At 65.4% G+C, this 18,540-nt stretch carries 17 protein-coding genes; 8 read left to right on the top strand and 9 right to left on the bottom strand.

From position 1 onward, the window contains the following. Positions 1 to 66: 66 nt before the first annotated feature. Complete coding sequence (locus JQ573_RS04360; protein WP_212311555.1) at positions 67 to 1,299, bottom strand: rhodanese-like domain-containing protein; 1,233 nt, start codon at positions 1,297 to 1,299, stop codon at positions 67 to 69. A 246-nt stretch (positions 1,300 to 1,545) separates the two neighbouring features. On the opposite strand from JQ573_RS04360, the gene glgC reads away from it, so the two are divergent. Together glgC and glgA are read left to right on the top strand one after the other, a co-directional pair. Beyond that, complete coding sequence (gene glgC, locus JQ573_RS04355) at positions 1,546 to 2,808, top strand: glucose-1-phosphate adenylyltransferase (RefSeq protein WP_212311556.1); 1,263 nt, start codon at positions 1,546 to 1,548, stop codon at positions 2,806 to 2,808. Beyond that, positions 2,805 to 4,259: a glycogen synthase GlgA gene (gene glgA / locus JQ573_RS04350; protein WP_212311557.1), complete on the top strand. Its 1,455-nt coding sequence runs from the start codon at positions 2,805 to 2,807 to the stop codon at positions 4,257 to 4,259. Before glgC ends, glgA begins: the two co-directional genes overlap by 4 nt. A 7-nt stretch (positions 4,260 to 4,266) precedes the next feature. Here the strand turns inward: glgA and JQ573_RS04345 are convergent, their stop codons facing one another. The 8 genes from JQ573_RS04345 to JQ573_RS04310 all read right to left on the bottom strand — a co-directional run bounded on the left by JQ573_RS04345 (position 4,267) and on the right by JQ573_RS04310 (position 11,471). Then, the gene (locus JQ573_RS04345) at positions 4,267 to 4,599 is read right to left on the bottom strand and encodes a hypothetical protein (protein WP_212311558.1); all 333 of its coding nucleotides are present in this window, start codon (positions 4,597 to 4,599) and stop codon (positions 4,267 to 4,269) included. A gap of 151 nt (positions 4,600 to 4,750) precedes the next feature. Next, the gene (locus JQ573_RS04340; protein WP_212311559.1) at positions 4,751 to 5,881 is read right to left on the bottom strand and encodes a serine hydrolase; all 1,131 of its coding nucleotides are present in this window, start codon (positions 5,879 to 5,881) and stop codon (positions 4,751 to 4,753) included. 532 nt (positions 5,882 to 6,413) lie between these two features. Then, on the bottom strand, positions 6,414 to 6,902 hold the full coding sequence (locus JQ573_RS04335; RefSeq protein ID WP_212311560.1) for a DUF417 family protein: 489 nt from the start codon (positions 6,900 to 6,902) through the stop codon (positions 6,414 to 6,416). Between the two features lie 165 nt (positions 6,903 to 7,067). Next, a complete protein-coding gene (locus JQ573_RS04330) occupies positions 7,068 to 8,285 on the bottom strand; it encodes an ABC transporter substrate-binding protein (RefSeq protein WP_212311561.1) in 1,218 nt (405 codons plus the stop codon). 27 nt (positions 8,286 to 8,312) lie between these two features. Then, complete coding sequence (locus JQ573_RS04325; protein ID WP_212311562.1) at positions 8,313 to 9,287, bottom strand: nitronate monooxygenase family protein; 975 nt, start codon at positions 9,285 to 9,287, stop codon at positions 8,313 to 8,315. 2 nt (positions 9,288 to 9,289) lie between these two features. Next, on the bottom strand, positions 9,290 to 10,063 hold the full coding sequence (locus JQ573_RS04320; protein ID WP_212311564.1) for a crotonase/enoyl-CoA hydratase family protein: 774 nt from the start codon (positions 10,061 to 10,063) through the stop codon (positions 9,290 to 9,292). Between the two features lie 9 nt (positions 10,064 to 10,072). Then, positions 10,073 to 10,795: an SDR family oxidoreductase gene (locus JQ573_RS04315; RefSeq protein ID WP_312011394.1), complete on the bottom strand. Its 723-nt coding sequence runs from the start codon at positions 10,793 to 10,795 to the stop codon at positions 10,073 to 10,075. Positions 10,796 to 10,835: 40 nt separating this feature from the next. Then, the gene (locus JQ573_RS04310) at positions 10,836 to 11,471 is read right to left on the bottom strand and encodes a TetR/AcrR family transcriptional regulator (protein WP_212311566.1); all 636 of its coding nucleotides are present in this window, start codon (positions 11,469 to 11,471) and stop codon (positions 10,836 to 10,838) included. Between the two features lie 250 nt (positions 11,472 to 11,721). On the opposite strand from JQ573_RS04310, the gene JQ573_RS04305 reads away from it, so the two are divergent. Genes JQ573_RS04305 through JQ573_RS04280 form a run of 6 tightly spaced genes read left to right on the top strand, consistent with a single transcriptional unit; the run spans position 11,722 to position 18,536 of the window. Next, positions 11,722 to 13,032 carry an FAD-dependent oxidoreductase gene (locus JQ573_RS04305; RefSeq protein ID WP_312011354.1) on the top strand — a complete coding sequence of 437 codons (1,311 nt, stop codon included), beginning with the start codon at positions 11,722 to 11,724 and terminating at the stop codon, positions 13,030 to 13,032. Between the two features lie 5 nt (positions 13,033 to 13,037). Next, positions 13,038 to 13,892, top strand: coding sequence for an ABC transporter ATP-binding protein (locus tag JQ573_RS04300; protein WP_212311567.1), 855 nt, complete (start codon positions 13,038 to 13,040; stop codon positions 13,890 to 13,892). Then, entirely contained in the window at positions 13,889 to 14,683 is a 795-nt protein-coding gene (locus JQ573_RS04295) for an ABC transporter ATP-binding protein (RefSeq protein WP_212311569.1), read from the top strand. The genes JQ573_RS04300 and JQ573_RS04295 overlap by 4 nt, the downstream gene beginning before the upstream one ends. Beyond that, on the top strand, positions 14,683 to 16,617 hold the full coding sequence (locus JQ573_RS04290) for a long-chain fatty acid--CoA ligase (protein WP_212311570.1): 1,935 nt from the start codon (positions 14,683 to 14,685) through the stop codon (positions 16,615 to 16,617). Before JQ573_RS04295 ends, JQ573_RS04290 begins: the two co-directional genes overlap by 1 nt. Further along, positions 16,618 to 17,490: a branched-chain amino acid ABC transporter permease gene (locus tag JQ573_RS04285; protein WP_212311571.1), complete on the top strand. Its 873-nt coding sequence runs from the start codon at positions 16,618 to 16,620 to the stop codon at positions 17,488 to 17,490. Next, a complete protein-coding gene (locus tag JQ573_RS04280) occupies positions 17,490 to 18,536 on the top strand; it encodes a branched-chain amino acid ABC transporter permease (protein WP_212311572.1) in 1,047 nt (348 codons plus the stop codon). The genes JQ573_RS04285 and JQ573_RS04280 overlap by 1 nt, the downstream gene beginning before the upstream one ends. Positions 18,537 to 18,540: the final 4 nt, after the last annotated feature.

Raw genomic sequence — 18,540 nt, 5'->3', positions numbered from 1 at the left:
TTTGCATGGGGTTGTTTTCGATATTTTAGCAGTGGGCCTTGCGACGGCAGGCTATCGCGTCATCCGCTAGATCACATAAAACCCATGCGTGCCGTCACGGCGCAGCTGGTCGACCAGGCCGTACTCCCAATCGAGATAGGCCTGCATCGCCTGCTCTGCGACGCCGGTGCCTTCATAGGGACGCCGGTAGCGGTGCGCGGGATCCGGCCTCGGCACAACGTGCGGCGGCCCGACTTCGCGTGGGGCCTCATAGCCGCCGTCGAGCACATAGACCTCCCAGCCCATCTGCGCGAGCCAGGACGCCGTCATGTCGGCGCGGATGCTCTTGTCGTCGGTCAGCACGATGCGGGCGCCGCGCACCGGCGCGGCCATGTCGATTTCCTGCACCAGCTGGCCGCCCGCATAGTGGCGGAAGCGGGCCAGATGACCGGCGGCGTATTCCTCGGCGTCGCGGACGTCGAAGCGATACAGCGTGCGGTGTGCGTCCTTTTCCAGCGCGGCAAGCTCAGCCGCGCCGATGTGGCGGACGCCGGCGCGATAGGCGACGTCGCGCGCATTGTCGGCGGCGCCCTCGAATGGCCCGACGCCGCCGCGCTTGCCGGCGCCGTGCTCGAGATCGTGTTTCGCAAGCGTCCAGCCGATCGTGCCGTTGCGCAGCGCCCGCACCTTGTTCGGCAGCCCGGCATTGATCAGCGACTGCGTGCCGATGATCGAGCGGGTGCGGCCGGCGCAGTTGACGATGATGGTGGTGTCGGGATCGGGCGCGGCGTGTCCGGCGCGCAGCACCAGCTCGGCGCCGGGCACGCTGACCGAGCCCGGGATGTTCATGGTGGCATATTCGTCGAAGCGGCGAACGTCGAGGATTGCGATGTTGGCTTTGTCCGATATCAGCGCGGCGACCTCGTCGGCGCTCAGTGACGGCGTATGCCTGCGCGACTCGACCAACTCGCCGAAGGCCTTGGCGTAGGAATTGACGTCCTCGAACACCTCGTAGCCGGCCGCCTTCCGGCCCTGCAAGCCACCGGCAAGCGCCGCGACGTTGCTGTAGCCCAGCGCCCGCAACTGGCCGGCCGCGGCAGCGACCAGTCCCTCGCCATTGTCATAGAGAACGATCGGCACGTCCTTGCGCGGCAAGCGCAGCTCGGCTTCGAGCGCGATCCGGCCGGCCGCCATGTTGGCGGCAAACAGCGGATGGCCGGTGGCGAAGTCCGCCTCATGCCTGACGTCGAGCAGCGCGATCTCCCGGCGCAGCAACAGCGTTGCACGGATGGTCTGGGGTGTGACGGAAGAAATGGTCATGGGATGCCGGCCTTGGGCAGGAAATGCGCAGGCCTGCTCTAGGCCGAAATCGCGCGCCGTCAATAGCCTTAACCAGCCCGCAACCCCGATCTTCGGAGGCCGGGATTCGGGGAACGAAAATCCGCCATCCTGCTTTGCCCAACCGGGGCGCGCTTGCTAACGTTCCAATCGGCCCCGTGGCGCCGATCAGGCCTTCCGGACAAGAGAAGGTAGCGGGGCGACGCCTGGAGTTCTGGGAGGATGACCATGAGATCAGTCGGAAATGAACCATTGTCGCGTCACGCCCTCGCCTATGTGCTGGCCGGCGGACGCGGCAGCAGACTTCAGGAGCTCACCGACAGGCGCGCCAAGCCGGCGGTGTATTTCGGCGGCAAGTCCCGCATCATCGATTTCGCACTCTCCAACGCCGTGAACTCGGGCATCCGCCGCATCGCGGTGGCGACCCAGTACAAGGCGCACAGCCTGATCCGACATCTGCAAGGCGGCTGGAACTTCTTCCGCCCGGAACGAAACGAGAGTTTTGACATCCTGCCCGCAAGCCAGCGCGTCTCCGAGACCAACTGGTATCTCGGCACGGCGGACGCCGTGTATCAGAACATCGACATCCTCGAGGCGCACGGCACCAAGTACATCCTGGTGCTCGCCGGCGACCATATCTACAAGATGGACTACGAGGTGATGCTGAAGCAGCATGTCGAGAGCGGCGCCGACGTCACCGTCGGCTGCCTCGAGATGCCGCGCACCGAATCCTCTGGCTTCGGCATCATGCATGTCGACGACAACGGCCTGATCCAGTCGTTCCTGGAGAAGCCGGCCGATCCGCCGCCGATGCCCGGCAAGCCCGACAAGTCGCTCGCCAGCATGGGCATCTACGTGTTCGACTCGCAATTCCTGTTCGATGAATTGCGCCGCGATGCCGCCGATCCCAATTCCAACCATGATTTCGGCAGGGACATCATTCCCTATATCGTCAAGCACGGCCGCGCGGTGGCGCATCAGTTCAACGATTCCTGCGTCCGTTCCGGCGACGATCCCCGCTCCTACTGGCGCGACGTCGGCACCGTCGACGCCTATTGGGGCGCCAACATCGATCTCACCGACGTCGTGCCGGAGCTCGATCTCTATGACCGCGCCTGGCCGATCTGGACCTATGCCGAGATCACCCCGCCCGCCAAGTTCGTCCACGACGAGGACGGACGGCGCGGCCAGGCAGTGACCTCGCTGGTCTCCGGCGCCTGTATCATCTCGGGCGCGGCGCTGCGACGGTCGCTGCTGTTCACCGGCGTCCACGTCAATTCCTACGCCAATGTCGAGAACGCAGTGATCATGCCCTATGTGAATGTCGGCCGCGGCGCGCGGCTCAGAAACGTCGTGATCGATCGCGGCGTGCGGATTCCGGAAGGGCTGGTGGTCGGCGAAGATCCCGAGTTCGACGGCAAGCGCTTCCGCACTACCGAGCAAGGGATCACGCTGATCACGCAACCGATGATCGACAGGCTCCCGACATGACGCCCATCCGCGTCCTCGCGGTCGCCTCGGAAGTCTACCCGATCATCAAGACCGGCGGCCTCGCCGACGTGGTCGGCGCGCTGCCGGCGGCGCTGAAACAGCACGGCGTCGCCACCCGGACGCTGGTGCCCGGCTATCCCGATGTGCTCAAGGCGCTGGCCTCCGCGGAGACGCTGCTGCACCGGGGAGAATTTTACGGCGGCCCGATCCGCGTGCTCGGCGGCACCCATGACGGCCTCGATCTTGTTGCGCTCGACGCGCCGCATCTCTATGCGCGCCCCGGCAATCCCTATGTCGGTCCCGACGGACGCGACTGGCCCGACAACGGCATCCGCTTCGCAGCGCTGTCGCGGATGGCGGCCGAAATCGGCCGGGGTGCGATCGAGGGCTTCGTCCCCGACATCGTGCATGCGCATGACTGGCAGGCCGGGCTCGCGCCGGCTTATCTGCATTATGGTGGGCAACCGCGGCCGGGCACGGTGATGACAGTGCACAACCTCGCCTATCAGGGGCAATTCTCGCCGGACATGCTGGCTGCGTTCGGTCTTCCGGGCGAGGCCTACTCGCTTCACGGCGTCGAATATTACGGCACCATCAGCCTGTTGAAGGCCGGCCTGCAATTCGCCGACCGCATCACCACGGTGTCGCCGACCTATGCACGGGAGATCCAGAGCGACGACGGCGGCATGGGGCTCGGCGGCCTGCTGCGCGAACGCTCCGACGTGCTGAGCGGCATCCTCAACGGCATCGACATCGATGTGTGGAATCCGGCCACCGATCCCGACATCGCGGCGCGCTTCAGCGCCGGGCAAATCGCGGAGCGCGCCGCCAACAAGGCGGCGCTGCAGCAGCGCTTCGGGCTCGAGCCGGCACCGGATGCGATGCTGCTCGGCGTCATCAGCCGGCTGTCATGGCAGAAGGGCCTCGACCTGCTGCTGGAGAACATTCCGACATTGCTCGGCGAAGGCATTCAGCTCGCGCTGCTCGGCAGCGGCGATCGCGATCTGCAGGATCGCTACGCCGCGCTGGCGCGCGACAACCCCGGACGGATCGCCGTCGTGATCGGCTATGACGAGGCGCTGGCGCATCTGATCCAGGCAGGCTCCGATGCGCTCGCGGTGCCGTCGCGGTTCGAGCCGTGCGGCCTCACCCAGCTCTGCGCGCTGCGCTACGGCGCGGTCCCGATCGTTGCCAATGTCGGCGGCCTTGCCGACACCGTGCTCGGCTTCGACGAAGCCGCGGCCACAGGAAGTCCTGCAACCGGCGTCAAGTTCGCACCCGTGACCTCGGAAGCGCTCGCCCATGGCTTGCGCACAGCGAACCTGCTGTTCAACGACAAGGTGACGTGGCGCCGGCTGCAGCAGGCCGGCATGGCCACCGACGTCTCCTGGCACAATCGCGCCGGCCGCTACGCCGCGCTCTATCGTGAGCTCGCCGCCGCGCGAGGATGACGCGCGATCAGTTCAACAGATCGCAGGACGCGATGCGGTTGATGTCGGCCAGGCGGCGGTCGGGATTGCCCTTCAGATCGAGGCTTGCGACGAGATCGAGCAGGCGGCCATAGGCGCGGTCGGCGACCGCGACCGGCAGCGGCTCCTCGTCAAAGGCCTCGATGTAGTTGCCGACGAGACCACTCAGCAGCCGGCACATCGCCCGCTGCTCGGGCTGATGCCGGCTCAAGGACTCGAGTTTTTCCTGGAGCGTTCGGTAGGTCCGCAGGCCGTGGGGTTGCTGCGAAAGCCAAGTATGCAAATCAGGAGCGTGCAAATCAGAATTTTGTAAATCAGTCATATCAGCCTCTTCAAGCAGGAGAAGAAGCTACCGGTTTATATAGCCGATCACGGTTCCGCGCCATGACGAATTTTGCATGCATCCCCTGCCCGGCTGCGCAGGCCGTGTCGTCGGATTGGCACGCAGCATAGCTAAAGTGTCTTGGTTTTGATCAAAGTCGCGCGAGTGCCGGCAGGATCCTGTAGCGCGCGATCTCGTGCGGGTAGTCGCCGCGATTGGCGAGCAGCACGATGCCGAACCGGCGCGCCGGCACCAGGCCGATATAGGCCGAAGCATTGTTGAGGCCGCCGGGCTTGTCGATGACGGTGACGCCGTCCCGCCGTACGTGCTCCCACGCCATCGCCTGCCCGAACGTCGCATCGACACGAAAACTCTCGCGCATGGTCACCTGCAATGCCGCGCGCAATTCGGGATCGATCACCGCGCCGTCGAGACAGGCGCGCAGCAGCATGCCGAGATCACGCGCCGACGAGAACATCTGGCCGGTGCCGGGAAAATCGTAATAGCTCTGCTGATTGCCGGGCGAACCGATCGCCGTGCCGTCATGGGAGTAGCCTTGGACCATGCGCTGCATGATCTCCGGCGCCATCGCCGCACGATTGTCCTCGCCACGATCCGGAACGAAGGTCGAGGTCATGCCGAGCGGCTTGAGGATACGGCTCTCGATCAACGTCGCGATCGGCATGCGATAGCGCTGCTCCAGCACCAGCTGCAGCAGGACATAGCCGGCATGGCTGTAGATGCGCTGCTTGCCCGGCTGCACGCCTTCGGGAGGCATCCAGGCATTGAGCATCGCGATGAACTGATCGCGGCTGAAGGCCTCGTTCGGCCATGGCGGATGATCGGTCGGCAGCAGCAGCCCCGATGTATGGTTGACGAGCTCGCCGACCGTGACGCGGCTGACATAGTCGCCGCGCAACTCGGGCAGATACTTGCCGACGGGATCGTCCAGCCGCAATTCGCCGCGCGCGGTGCCGAGTGCGACCAGTGTCGCCTCGAACAGCTTGCGCAGCGAGGCGAGATTGAACAGCGTGTCCGAGGTGACCGGCCGCTTTGCCGCAGTGTCGGCGAAGCCGTAGTTGAAGAAGGCGACCCGGCCGCCGGCATAGACCGCCGCGGCCAAGCCCCCCGGATCGGCTGCGGTCGCGGTCGGCGCCAGTTCCGTCGTGACGATGTCCCTGATCTGCGCATCCATGTCCGAATCAGCCCGCGCTGCCGTCAGCACGCTAGCGGCAACGGCAAGCAGGACGGCCGCGATCCGGACGAAGAGCCATTGTCTCATGTAGAACGAATTCGGGACGATGTTGCGATGTGACCCGCAGGCGGACCTGTTCAGCCATCGAGAAATGGCGACATCGCGATCCTAGCGGTGGAACCCACGCGTCCGAATTCACGATCGCGCGTCTTGCACCGTTTCCCATTCCGACTGGGGAACGGGCGGCCCGATCGCTGTTCCGGCGGTCACTCCCGGAAACCACGATCGCGACCGCCCTCCCACTCCAGCCACGGCGCGGGAACTGCAATGGAACTAAAAAAATGCGGACGCTTGAAAATACGAGAAATGTGCAGCGACGGAGAGGCAATACCGACGCTTGCCGGGCTCGCCGCCGATATGTCTGACTTCGTCACATTCCGCTCCCAACCGGGGGACGGTTTCTTACTAGCAACAATTCGTCAATCAAGGGTTGAGTAGGCCCATGGGATTCGATTTGCAAGACACGGCTGCGTGCGACGGATTGTCCTGTTCCCGATGCAGGACGCGCGCGATCCCGTGGTTAAACATGGCTTAACTATCAAACGCGCGGCGCACGCACCTATCCGGTCCGCGACCGGACGATCGACCGCGGCAACGACGCCAGCAGCAGCACCAGGCAGACGCACAGCAGCACGATGTCCTTGAACAGGAACTCGCCGGCCAGGTTCCAGGCCATCGGGTCGGTCGACAGGCTCCATTTCACCACCCCGGGTGTCGTGAAGAAGAACGACCAGGTCACTGCAAAGGTGATCACGCCCATCAGTGCGCCGATCGCGGACAGGATCGGGCTGAAGGCGCCGGCGGCAAGCAGCAGGGCGATGCCGAACTCGGTGACGCCGAGCACATAGGCCTCGCCGCGAAGGCCGAACACCGACAGCCACGAGACGAACGGGCTGTTGCTGATGAATTGCACGATGCCTTGCGCCGATTGCAGCGTGAACTTCTGCATGCCGAACGACACGAAGATCACCACCATGACCCAGCGCAGGATCGCGAGCAGACGATAAGGCCCCTCGCCTTGTTCGGCGATGTTGAACGACAAATTCATGCGGATGTTTCTTCCCTTGCTGCGATGCCATCATCAGCCGCGGTTACGGCGTTCGTGGCAGGATTACGCAGCGCGCCCCGCGCGCGTTACGCGCGAGAGGCCGTCACGGCCTTCACAAGGATGTGCGGATGAGGTGATCGGCAGGGACGGCGGACGGCCGCAGCCTCAAGCCGCGGTGAGCAACCCGCCGACCTTCTCGTAGGCTTCGCCCTTGAACTGCATCAGCTGAAACTGCTTGATCGGCACATAGTCGCTCGGCGTGGTGTTGAGCGTGATCCCGGGAATCAGCAGCGGCGCGGCGAAGCTCTTCAGGTTGGTCGCCTGGTGCAGGATATCGGCCCGCGTCAGCTGGTCGCCACATTGCCTGATGACGTGGGCGGCGGTTGCCGCGGCGGTGTAGCCGATGGCGTAGAGGTCGTCGGCGCGATCGGCGTTCGGGACGTAGCGGTCGAGGAACGCCATGTATTGCTTCATATCAGGCGTGTCGGCCCAGAGCGGATTGCCGGGGTCCTGTCGCGTCGCGAAAGCGAGAATGCCCTGCGCGGTCTCGAAGCCGGCAGGCTTGAGCGTCGCGCGGACCGAGGCATTGCCGGCACCGAGAAATATCTGCGGCCGCCATTCGAGCGCGGCCATCTTGCGCAATGCCTGGCTCGCCATCTTCGGGATGGTGATGAGGAACACCACATCGGCGCCGGACAACTTCATCTGGACGATCTGGGAATCGATAGTCGGATCGCCGACCGAGTAGTTCAGCTCCGACGTGATCTGCGCGGTCTTGGCGCCGAGACCGGTCTTCAGGCCTGCCAGCGTTGCCTTGCCGGCATCGTCGTTCTGATACAGCAGGCCGATCTTCGCATCGGGCATGGTGGCGGCGATGTAGCGGCCGACGACACCTCCTTCGATCTCGTAGGTCGATCCGCCGACCATGGTCCATGGATTGGCCTCCGGGTCCGACAGCTTGCTGGCGGCCGCCGCAAGGAACAGCTGCGGGACCTTGCGCGCGTTCATGTATTTCTGCACGGCGATGTTGCCCGGCGTTCCCATCGCGCCCGCGATGAACAGCACCTCGTCGCCTTCGACCAGGCGCCGCGCCGCTTCGACCGATTTCGGCGGGCTGTAGGCGTCGTCATAGTTGATGAACTTGATCTTGCGGCCGTTGATGCCGCCGGCGTCATTCAGCATGCGGAAATAGGCATCCATGGCGTTCGCAAGCACGCCGAACGACGACACCGGGCCGCTGAGCGGGCCGAACTGCCCGATGCGGATTTCCTGATCGCTGGCACCGGGATCATAGGAGGCGCCGGCAAATGCCGCACCGCCAATGGATGCCGCGAGCCCAGCCGCTGCCGTCCCGAGCAGCGTTCGACGGCTGATCGTCTTCATCGGTTTCCTCCACTGGATTTGGACGCCTTATGCGGCGCCTCTTTCGAATGCCGCGCGATATTGCGCGGCGATCTCGTCGACGATGTCGGCCGCTCCCGTCACCGCACGCACGCCGGAGACCGAATGACCGGCACTCCAGACCTCGATCCAGCGCCGCGGTCCTCCCGCGTCGCCCTTTCCGCCGAACTTTTCGCGCGCGCGCGCCTCCGACACGGACTCGTCGAGATTTGCCGGATCGAGACCCGCGGCGACGATCGAGGGCCGCAGCATGCTGGCCTCGAGGCCGGTGAAGGCCTTCGTCAGCATGATGTCGTCGAGCGTGCTGTCGACCAGCATCCTCCGATAGGCATCGCTCGCCATGCTCTCGCGCGCTGCAATGAAGCGCGTTCCCATATAGGCGAGATCGCAGCCGAGCAGCCGCGCCGCGGCGAGCGCGGTGCCGTCAGTCACGCCGCCCGCGAGCACGACCGGACCGTCGAACATGGCGCGCACCGCGCGCACGAAAGCGAATGGATTGGCCCAGCCGGTCTGCCCGCCGGCACCGGCGGTGAGCAGGATCAAACCGTCGGCGCCCGCCTCGATCGCCTTCTCGGCATGCCGCAGCGAGGCGATGTCTGCGAGCACGAGACAACCGACATCATGCAGCGGTGCGACCGCCGCCGCCGGCGACCCCACGCTGGTGATGACCATCTCGACCTTGTGCCGGACGAGACAGGCGAGATCATCCTTGAAGCGCGGTTGGCGGATGATGAGGTTCGGACAATGCGGCGCGGCCGGCCGGCCGAGATCGGCGACATTACGCTCGATCTGATGCAGCCAGGCATCGAGCTCCTCGACCGAGCGGGCGTTCGCGGTTGGAAACGCGCCGATCGCGCCGGAGCGGCAGACCGCCGTCACGAGATCGACGCCGGAGACACGCAGCATGGGAGCTGCGATCAGTGGCAGACGAAGCCGTTCCGCGATCGCGGCGGGGAGCGCGCTCCGGCGCGCAGCGGCCTGCATGATCAACGCCCCTTCCACACCGGCTTGCGTTTCTCGGCGAATGCCTTCAGCCCCTCGGTGCGATCCTCGGACTTCAGCGCGCGTTCCGCGATCGGCCCCTGTGCGGTCCAGCCCTCTTCATCGGTCCAGTTCGCGGCCTGGAAGATGATCTCCTTCGACGCGGCGAGCGCGGTCGGCCCGTTGACCAGGAGCTCGTTGCCGAAGGTAACCGCCGCCTCGAGCGCCTGTCCGGGTTCGACGAGCCGGTTTACGAGGCCGAGGCGTTCGAAGTCCTCCGCGCTCTTGAACTGCCCGGTCAGCGCCAGCTCCATGGCGACGTGATAGGGAATCCGCTTCGGCAGCCGAAACAGGCCGCCACCGATGGCGACGACATTGTGCCTGACTTCCGGCAGACCCAACTTGGCGTCCCGCGCGGCGACGATGAGATCGCAGGACAGGCAGAGCTCGAGCCCGCCGCCGACGGCATAGCCCTCGACGGCTGCGATCAGCGGCTTGCGCGGCGGACGGCGAAACAATCCGAAGCCGCCGCGTTCGGTCACGCCGCGCTCGCCGCGCGCCACCGCCTTGAGATCGGCGCCGGCCGAGAAGTTGCCTCCCGCGCCGGTGATGACGCCGACAAACAGGGCATCTTCCGCGTCGAGCAGATCCATCGCATCGCAGATGCCGCGCGCGAGCGCAGCGTTGCACGCGTTGCGCGCTTCTGGACGGTTCAGCGTGACGACGAGGATGTGGCCGCGCCGTTCGGTCAGAACGACCTGTTCGCTCTCAGTGGTCATCGCTACGCCTCACAATGCGAAGGTAAAGCCGCCATTGACCGGATAGGTCTGGCCGGTGATCCACGCGCTCGCATCGGAGGCGAGGAACAGCACCATGTTGGCGACGTCGGACGGCAGGCCCGGGCGGCGAATGACGTATTTCTCCATCATCTTCTTCTGCCGCTCGGGATCGGCCTTCAGCCGCGCCTCGATCGCGGGCGTTAGCGTCGCGGCAATCGCCACGCAGTTCGCCGTGATGTTGTGGCGGCCGAGCGAGCGCGCGACCGCGCGCGTGAAGCCCGCGGCGCCCGCCTTCGCGCCCGAATAGACCTCGAGGCCCGCCTCGCCGGCGCGGCCGGCATCCGAGATGATGGTGACGATGCGGCCGCCCTTGCGCTCGATCATCTGCGGGATGCAGGCCGAGGCGCAGTTGATGACGCCGTAGAGGTTGACACCGATGAAACTGTTCCAGACCTCCGGACCGGTCTCCCAGAACGGCTTGCGCGCATCGGGATCGGGGGTCGCACCGGCATTGCCGGCATTGTTGACGAGAACATTGACCGGACCGAAGGCCTGCTCGGCCTTGCCAACCATCGCCTTGACCGAGGCGAGATCGGTGACGTCGGCCTGCACCGCGATTGCCTTGCCGCCGGCGGCATTGATTTCCCGCGCGACCTGCTCGGCGCGATCGAGGAAGTAGTCATTGACGACGATGCCCGCCGCGTCGGCGTCGGCGCGGTCTGTTACGTGCACATCCTGCAACGGTGACGCCGCCGCTCGAAGACGCTCCAGCTCACGCGCGCTGGCGCAGCGGCCGTGCGGCGTCCTTGGCCGGCACCGGCATGGTGAAACCGTACAGGAACAGGTCCACCACCATGTCGGCGAACTCGCCGGGATCGACGCCGCCTTTCGGGTCGTACCAAGTGTGGCTGAAGTTCAGGATGCCGAACAGCATCATGCTGTAGATCTTCTTGGTCCGCTTGACGATCTTGCCTTCCTTGTCGAGCTCGACCAGGAGATCCGAGACCGTGTCGACGAGCTGGCGTTCCAGCGCCTTGATCGCATCCTGCTCGGTCTCACCGAGGAACGAGAGGTCGTTGAGGATCACGCGCTGCTCGTCGCTCGAGCGCGCATTCAGTGCGACGATGGCATGGATCGCGGCACGAAACTGCTCCAGCGTCGCCGCCTTGCCGGCCATCGCAGCCTCGACATCGGCGATCATCTCGCGGATATGCGCATCAAGGATCGCGAACAGGATCGCTTCCTTCGAGTCGAAATAGTGATACAGCGCGCCGCGCGACAGCTTGCAGGCATCCGCAAGGTCGGCGATCGAGGCGCGCATATAGCCCTGCCGCGCGAACAGGCCGCAGGCGGTGGTGAGGATGCCCCGCTGGATCTCGTCGTAGTTTTCTGAGCGCGTCCGCGCCATACCCGTTTCCCTCGTGCACCATCGGCGTCGCCGGAATCGGACGACACCCGTCTCTCTATACTACCGCCGCTCCACGCCCTCCTCCCCTTTGCGGGCGCCATCCACCAGAACTCTTCCGTGCTCACCACGACGCGCGACCTGCGTCAAAAAATAATTTGAACGACCGGTCGGATTATATTAGGGTGCCTGCCATCAAGCAAGCAGATTGCGCACGCCGGAACCAATCCGGCGGCATCGAGGGAGGCTGCGCGTGGATTCTCATAAGGTCGATGCTGTCGTGATCGGAGCCGGCGCCGGCGGGCTGTGCGCCGCGGCGCGGCTCGCGCATGGCGGGCTGCATACGCTCGTCGTCGACGACAAGGACCGGCTCGGCGGGCGCGCCTCGACCGAGGAGATCGACGGCTTCAAGGTCAATATCGGCGCGATCGCGATCGAGTTCGGCGGCGTGTTCGAGGAGACCTTCCACACCGTCGGCGCGCCGCTCGATATCCGCGCGCCGGAGCCTGCGAGCTCGTTCTTCATCGACGGCAATGTGATCGATGTCGGCCGCGGCGGCTGGTCGCTGCTGCTCGGGCAGCTCACGAAACAAGCCTCGCGCATCCTGGAGAAATTCGCCGATGCCCGCTCCGGCAACCTGCCCGACGGGCGGCAATCGACCGAGGACTGGCTGAAGGGCTACACCAGCAACACGACGGTGCACGCACTGTTCCGCAACCTCTGCGCGGCGATCTTCGCCTGCAACGCCGCCGAGCTGCCGGCCCGCGCCTTCCTCACCTATTTCACCAGCAAGGGTGCCTTCAAGAAGTTCGGCTTCTGCCCGCAGGGCACGATCGGCGTCTGGAACAGCCTGGGCAGCGCGATCAGGCGCAATGGCGACATCTGGCTCGGCACGCCGGCGACCACGATCCACACCGCCAACGGCCGCGTCGAAGGCGTCACCGTGCTCCGGAACGGCGAGAAGGTGCGGATCGACACCGATCTCGTGATCAGCAATGCCGGACCGAAAGCCACCGTCGCGCTTGCCGGCAGCGAGGCCTTCCCGGCGGACTACATCGCCAAGGTGAAGAACGACCTTCGCCCCGCCGCCAACATCGTGATCAACGTCGCGAGCCGCGAGCCGCTGATCAACCATCCCGGCATCATCACCTTCGGCAAGACGCGCCGGCTCTGCAACATGGCGAACCTCTCCGCCACCTGTCCCGAGCTCGCGCCGCCCGGCTGGCACCTCTACGTCGCCTACGCCGTGCCGGTGCCGGCGCTCGGCGATTTCGACTCCGATGCCGAGGTCGCGCTCGCGCTCGAAGACCTTCGCGAGCAGTTCGCCAATTTCGATCAGGCGAAAATCCTCTCGATCCGCGTGATGCGCGACGACTGGCCGGCGCAACGCAGCTGCGCCGGTTACGACCTGCCGCGCGAGACCGGCATCGAAGGCCTGTGGTGCGTCGGCGACGCCGTGAAGCAATACGGCAATGGCGGCACCCAGGCTTGTGCCGAGACCGCCAGGATCGTGACCGATGCGATCTTCGCCGCGCGGCCGCGCCGATCGGCCGGCCGGGTCTGAGCGCGATGCCGACGACCATTCCGCATTCGACGCCACCGGCAGCGCCCCAGGCCACACCGGCGCCGGAGTGTCTGCTCGAATTCCGCAACATCCGGATCGTCTACGACAATGCGATCGAGGCGATCCGCGATGTCTCGATCGCGGTGCCCGAGGGCAACATCGTCGCCCTGCTCGGCTCCAACGGCGCCGGCAAATCGACATTACTCAAAGCGATGTCCGGCATCCTCTACACCGAGGAAGGCGTGATCGAGAACGGCAGTATCCGCTTCCGCAATGACGAGGTGCATTGCCTCGCGCCGGACGAGCTGGTGCGCCGCGGCATCGTGCAGGTGCCGGAAGGCCGCCGCGTGTTCGCGGCGCTGACCATCGACGAGAATTTGCAAATGGGCGGCTACACCAGGACCGGCGCCGAGGCGCGCGAGCGCCGCGACAAGGTGTTTGCGCTGTTTCCGCGGCTCTATGAGCGGCGCGACCAGATCGCCGGCTACATGTCCGGCGGCGAGCAACAGATGCTCGCGATCGGCCGCGCGCTGATGACCGATCCCGTGCTGCTGGCGCTCGACGAGCCGTCGCTCGGCCTTGCGCCCTTGATCATCGACCGCATCTATGAGGTGATCGTCCGGCTGCGCGACGAGCTGAAGATGACCGTGCTGCTGGTGGAGCAGAACGCGCAGCGCGCGCTCGATATCGCCGATTACGGCTACATCCTGGAGACCGGCCGCGTCGTGCTCGACGGCACGGCCGCGAGGCTCACCGCCAACGAGGACGTCCGGGAATTCTACCTCGGCGTCTCCTCCACCGGCCGCAAGAGCCTGCGCGACGTCAAGCATTACAAGCGCCGCAAGCGGTGGCTGTCGTGACCGCGCTGCTCACAGTCGAGAACCTGTCCAAGCGCTTCGGCGGCCTGCAGGCGGTCGCCGATGTCAGCCTTGAAGTCGCGGCGGGCGAGATCTGCAGCGTGATCGGCCCGAACGGCGCCGGCAAGACCACGCTGTTCAACATGATCTCGGGCGTGCTGCGGCCGAGCGGCGGCCGGATCACCTTCGACGGCATCGACCTTTCGACCATCTCGCCATGGAAGTTCGCCGCTGTCGGGATCGGCCGCACCTTCCAGAATCTGGCGCTGTTCAAGCACGGCACTGTGGTCGAGAACATCCTGACCGGCCGCCACACCCATCTGCGCTCGACCGTGCTCGACGCCGTGGTGTTCTTCGGCCGCACCCGCAAGGAGGAGATCGCGGCCCGGCAGCGGGTCGAGCACATCATCGAATTCCTTGAGATCGAGCATATCAGGGACGCCGTGGTCGGCACGCTTTCCTACGGCCAGCAGAAGCGTGTCGAACTCGCCCGCGCGCTTGCCTGCGAGCCGAAACTGCTACTGCTCGACGAGATGGTATCCGGCATGAACCAGGAGGAGACCGAGGACATCGCGCGCTTTGTGCTCGACATCCGCGACGAGCTCGGCATCACCGTCGTGATGATCGAGCACGAAATGCGCATCGTGATGGACATCTCCGACCGCATCCATGTGCTGAATTTCGGCCGCAAGATCGCCGAAGGCACACCAGACGAAATCAGGCGAGATCCGGCGGTCACGGAGGCCTATCTCGGCAGCCAGCGCGCCGAAGCGATGGCAAAGGCAGGCGCGTGATGTCGACGATGGACAGCCTGCGCACTACGCATCCGCCGCTGCAGGCCAGCGCCGCGCGCAGCGCGCCCGCGGCGGGCGCCGACGCGCTACAGGCGGCGCTTGCGGATGCCGCTATCACCATCCCGCAATTGCTGCGGCAGCGCGCCGCCGTGCATGGCGACGCATTGGCGCTGCGGGAGAAGAACTACGGCATCTGGAATCCCTATTCCTGGCGGCACTATTACGAGACCGCGCGCGCGGTCGCGCTCGGCCTGCTGTCGCTCGGCATCAAGCCGGGCGACCGGGTCGCTATCGCCGGCGAAAACACGCCGGAATGGTTTTACGCCGATCTCGGCACCCAGATGATCGGCGCGGTCGCGGTCGGCATCTATCCGACCAATCCCTGGGTCGAGCTGCAATATATCGTCAGGCATTCGGGCGCCCGGGTTGTCATCACCGGCGATCAGGAGCAGACCGACAAGGTGCTCGACGCAATGGCCAACAATGGCGGCCTGCCGGATCTGGAGGCCATCGTCTGCATCGACATGAAGGGCCTGCGGCATTACCGCGAGCCGGAGCTGATGTCGTTCGCCGCCTTGTGCGAGCGCGGCAAGGCCTACGCTGAGGCGAACAAGGAGGCCAACGCCACGCTCGACCGGCTGATCGGCCAGGGCGCGCCCGACGATGTCTGCATCCTCGTCTACACCTCGGGCACGACGGGTCCGCCTAAGGGCGCGATGCTGACCCACCGCAATCTCGTCTACGCCGCCTATGCCTACGCCAAGACCGTCGGTATTGCAGACAAGCCGTTCGAGGCGGTGAGCTATCTGCCGCTGTGCCACGTCGCCGAGCGCTGCTACGGCACCGTGACGCATCTCGTGCTCGGCGGCACCGTTTCCTTTGCCGAATCGATCGACACGGTCGCGATCAACATCCGCGAGATCGCGCCAACGTTCTTTGTCGGCGTGCCGCGCATTTACGAGAAGCTACAACAGGGCTTCCTGTTCCGCCTCGGCGAGAGCGGCCGGCTGCGGCAGGGTTTTACCAAGGCCTGCCTCGCCTGGGGCCGCACGCTGTCCGACCGCCGGCAGGCCGGCAAGGCCAATCGGCTCGATCGTGCCGCCTACGGGCTGCTTTACCTTCTGATGTTCCGCAATTTGCAGCGCCATCTCGGCTTCGCCACCAGCCGGCACCGGCTGTGCGCCGGCGCTTCGATCTCGCCGGAGACGCTGCGCTTCTTCGACATCATCGGCCGCCCGGTGTCGCAGGGCTACGGCCTCACCGAAAGCGGCGGCGTCGCCTTCATCCAGACGGAGAGCCATCACCGGATCGGCGGCTGCGGCGTGCCGCTGCCGCAAACCGAATGGAAGTGCGACGCCGATGGCGAGATCCTGCTGCGCAACCCCGGCGTCTTCAAGGGCTACTTCCTCGACGAGAAGGCCTCGACCGCTTCGCTGGAACAAGGCGGCTGGCTGCGCACCGGCGACATCATCGACATCCTCGACAACGGCGAGATCGCCGTGGTTGACCGCAAGAAGGCGATCATCATCACTGCCGGCGGCAAGAACATCGCCCCATCGGAGATCGAGAATGCGCTGAAGGATTCCGAATTCATCAAGGAAGCGATCGTGGTCGGCGAGGCCAGGAAGTATCTCGGCGCCATCCTCCAGGTCGACTACGACAATGTCGGCCGCTGGGCGCGCGACCGGGCGCTGGCCTACACCAACTACAAATCGCTGTCGCAGCTTCCCGAAGTGCACGAGCTGGTGGAGCGCATCGTGGACGAAACCAACAAGCGCTTCGCCCGGGTCGAGAACATCCGCCGCTTCGCCATCCTCGAGAAAGAGCTCGATCATGACGACGGCGAGCTGACTGCCACACAGAAGGTGCGCCGCGCCATGATCGAGAAGAAGTTCGCGCGCGAGCTCGCCATCATCTACCAGACGGAGGGCTGAATGCAGTATCTCCTGCAACTTCTGATCTCCGGGCTAGCGATCGGCGCGATCTACGGCCTGATCGCGATGGGCTTCGCGGTGATCTACAAATCCACCGGGCTGGTCAATTTCGCGCAGGGCGAGATGACCATGATCACGGCCTATATCGCCTGGACCATCTCGACCACGGTCAGCGGCAATGTGTTCGTCGTCGCGACGGGCGCGATCCTCGCCGCCATCCTGCTCGGCCTCATCATCGAGCGCCTGGTGATGCGGCCGATGCTGGGCGAGCCGGTGTTCGCGACCGTGATGGTCACGATCGGGCTCGCGGTCATCCTGCGCTCGGCCATCAACTTCATCTGGGATGCGTATCCGCACGGCCTCGATATCGGCATGGGCCGTGGCATCATGCATCTCGGCGGCATCGGCGTACGCACCGGGCAGATCGCCGTCATCGCGACGCTGCTTTTGCTGCTCGCCGCGATCTGGGCGTTCTTCCGCTACAGCAAGGTCGGCGTCGCAATGCGCGCGGTCGCGGCCGACGACCGCACCGCGCTCTTGATGGGCATCAGCGCCACCAAGGTTCACGCGCTGGCCTGGGCGGCGTCATCCGTGATCGCCGGCATCGGCGGCGTGTTCTTCGCCCTGTCCTACGATCTGTCGCCGGCGATGTTTCAGCTCGGGCTGAAGGCGTTTCCGGCCACGATCCTGGGCGGGCTCGACGCCGTGCTCGGCTCCGGCCTCGGCGGCCTCCTGATCGGCATCACCGAAAACCTGGCCGGCGGCTATGTCGGCTCCGGCGTGAAGGAGGTCGCGGGCTTTGCCATGATCATCGTCGTGCTGATGGTCCGCCCGTTCGGCATCTTCGGCGAACGCGACATCGAGAGGGTCTGATGCGCACCGGTGATTACAAGCAGAGCTATGGCGAGCTGGTTGCGCTGATCGATTCCCCGCCGGTGTGGCTCTGGTCGGCCGTGCTGCTGCTGGCGCTGATCGCAGCGCCCTATCTGCTCAATTCCTACGCGCTGTCGTTCCTGATGATCATCCTGATCACGGTGACCGGCGCGCTCGGGCTCAACATCCTGACCGGTTACACCGGCCTGATCTCGCTCGGTCATGTCGGCTTCCTCGTCACCGGCGCCTATGCCTACGCGGTGCTGGTCTCGAAATACCACATGCCGCCGCTGGTCGGCTTTCTCGGCGCCGGGGTGGTGCCGGCACTTGCCAGTCTGATCGTCGGCGCGCCGTCGCTGCGGCTGAAGGGGCTCTATCTCGCCATCACCACGCTCGCCTTCTCCTTCATTATCAACACCGTGATCCTCGAGATGCGCTGGCTGACCAACGGCGCCCGCGGCATTCAGGTGCAGCGGCCCGAGATCCTCGGCATCAGCTTCGACGGCGATGCCGCCTTCACCTATCTCTGCCTCGCCTTCGCAGCCTTGACCCTGTTCGCCACCCTCAACATCCGCCGCAGCCGGGTCGGCCGCGCCTTCGTCGCGATCAGGGACAACGACACCGCGGCCCGCGTCATGGGCATCAATCTGCACGCCTACAAGCTGTTCGCTTTCGTTACATCCGCCTTCATCACCGGCATCGCCGGCGCGCTCTACGGCATCTATCTCTCCTTTGTCAGCGTCGAGGGCTTTCCGTTCCTGCTCTCGATCGAGGCGCTGGCGATCCTGATCGTCGGCGGGCTCGGCTCGGCGCTCGGCGCCGTGCTCGGCACCATCCTGATCGTGCTGCTGCCGGAGGCGACAAGGCTCGTCTTCAGCCTGTTCAGCGCGCAGATGGACGCGACGTTTGCGACCGGCGCGCAGGAGCTGAAGAGCATGCTCTACGGCCTCGTCATCATCCTGTTCCTGCGCTTCCAGCCGCGCGGACTGGTCGGCGCGTGGCACGACATCAAGCGGACCTGGGTGCACTGGCCGCTGCGCTACTAACCAA

The organism is Bradyrhizobium sp. AUGA SZCCT0105 (genome assembly GCF_018129565.1).
Classification (GTDB): domain Bacteria; phylum Pseudomonadota; class Alphaproteobacteria; order Rhizobiales; family Xanthobacteraceae; genus Bradyrhizobium.
This window is presented reverse-complemented; position numbering and strand designations above follow the sequence as displayed.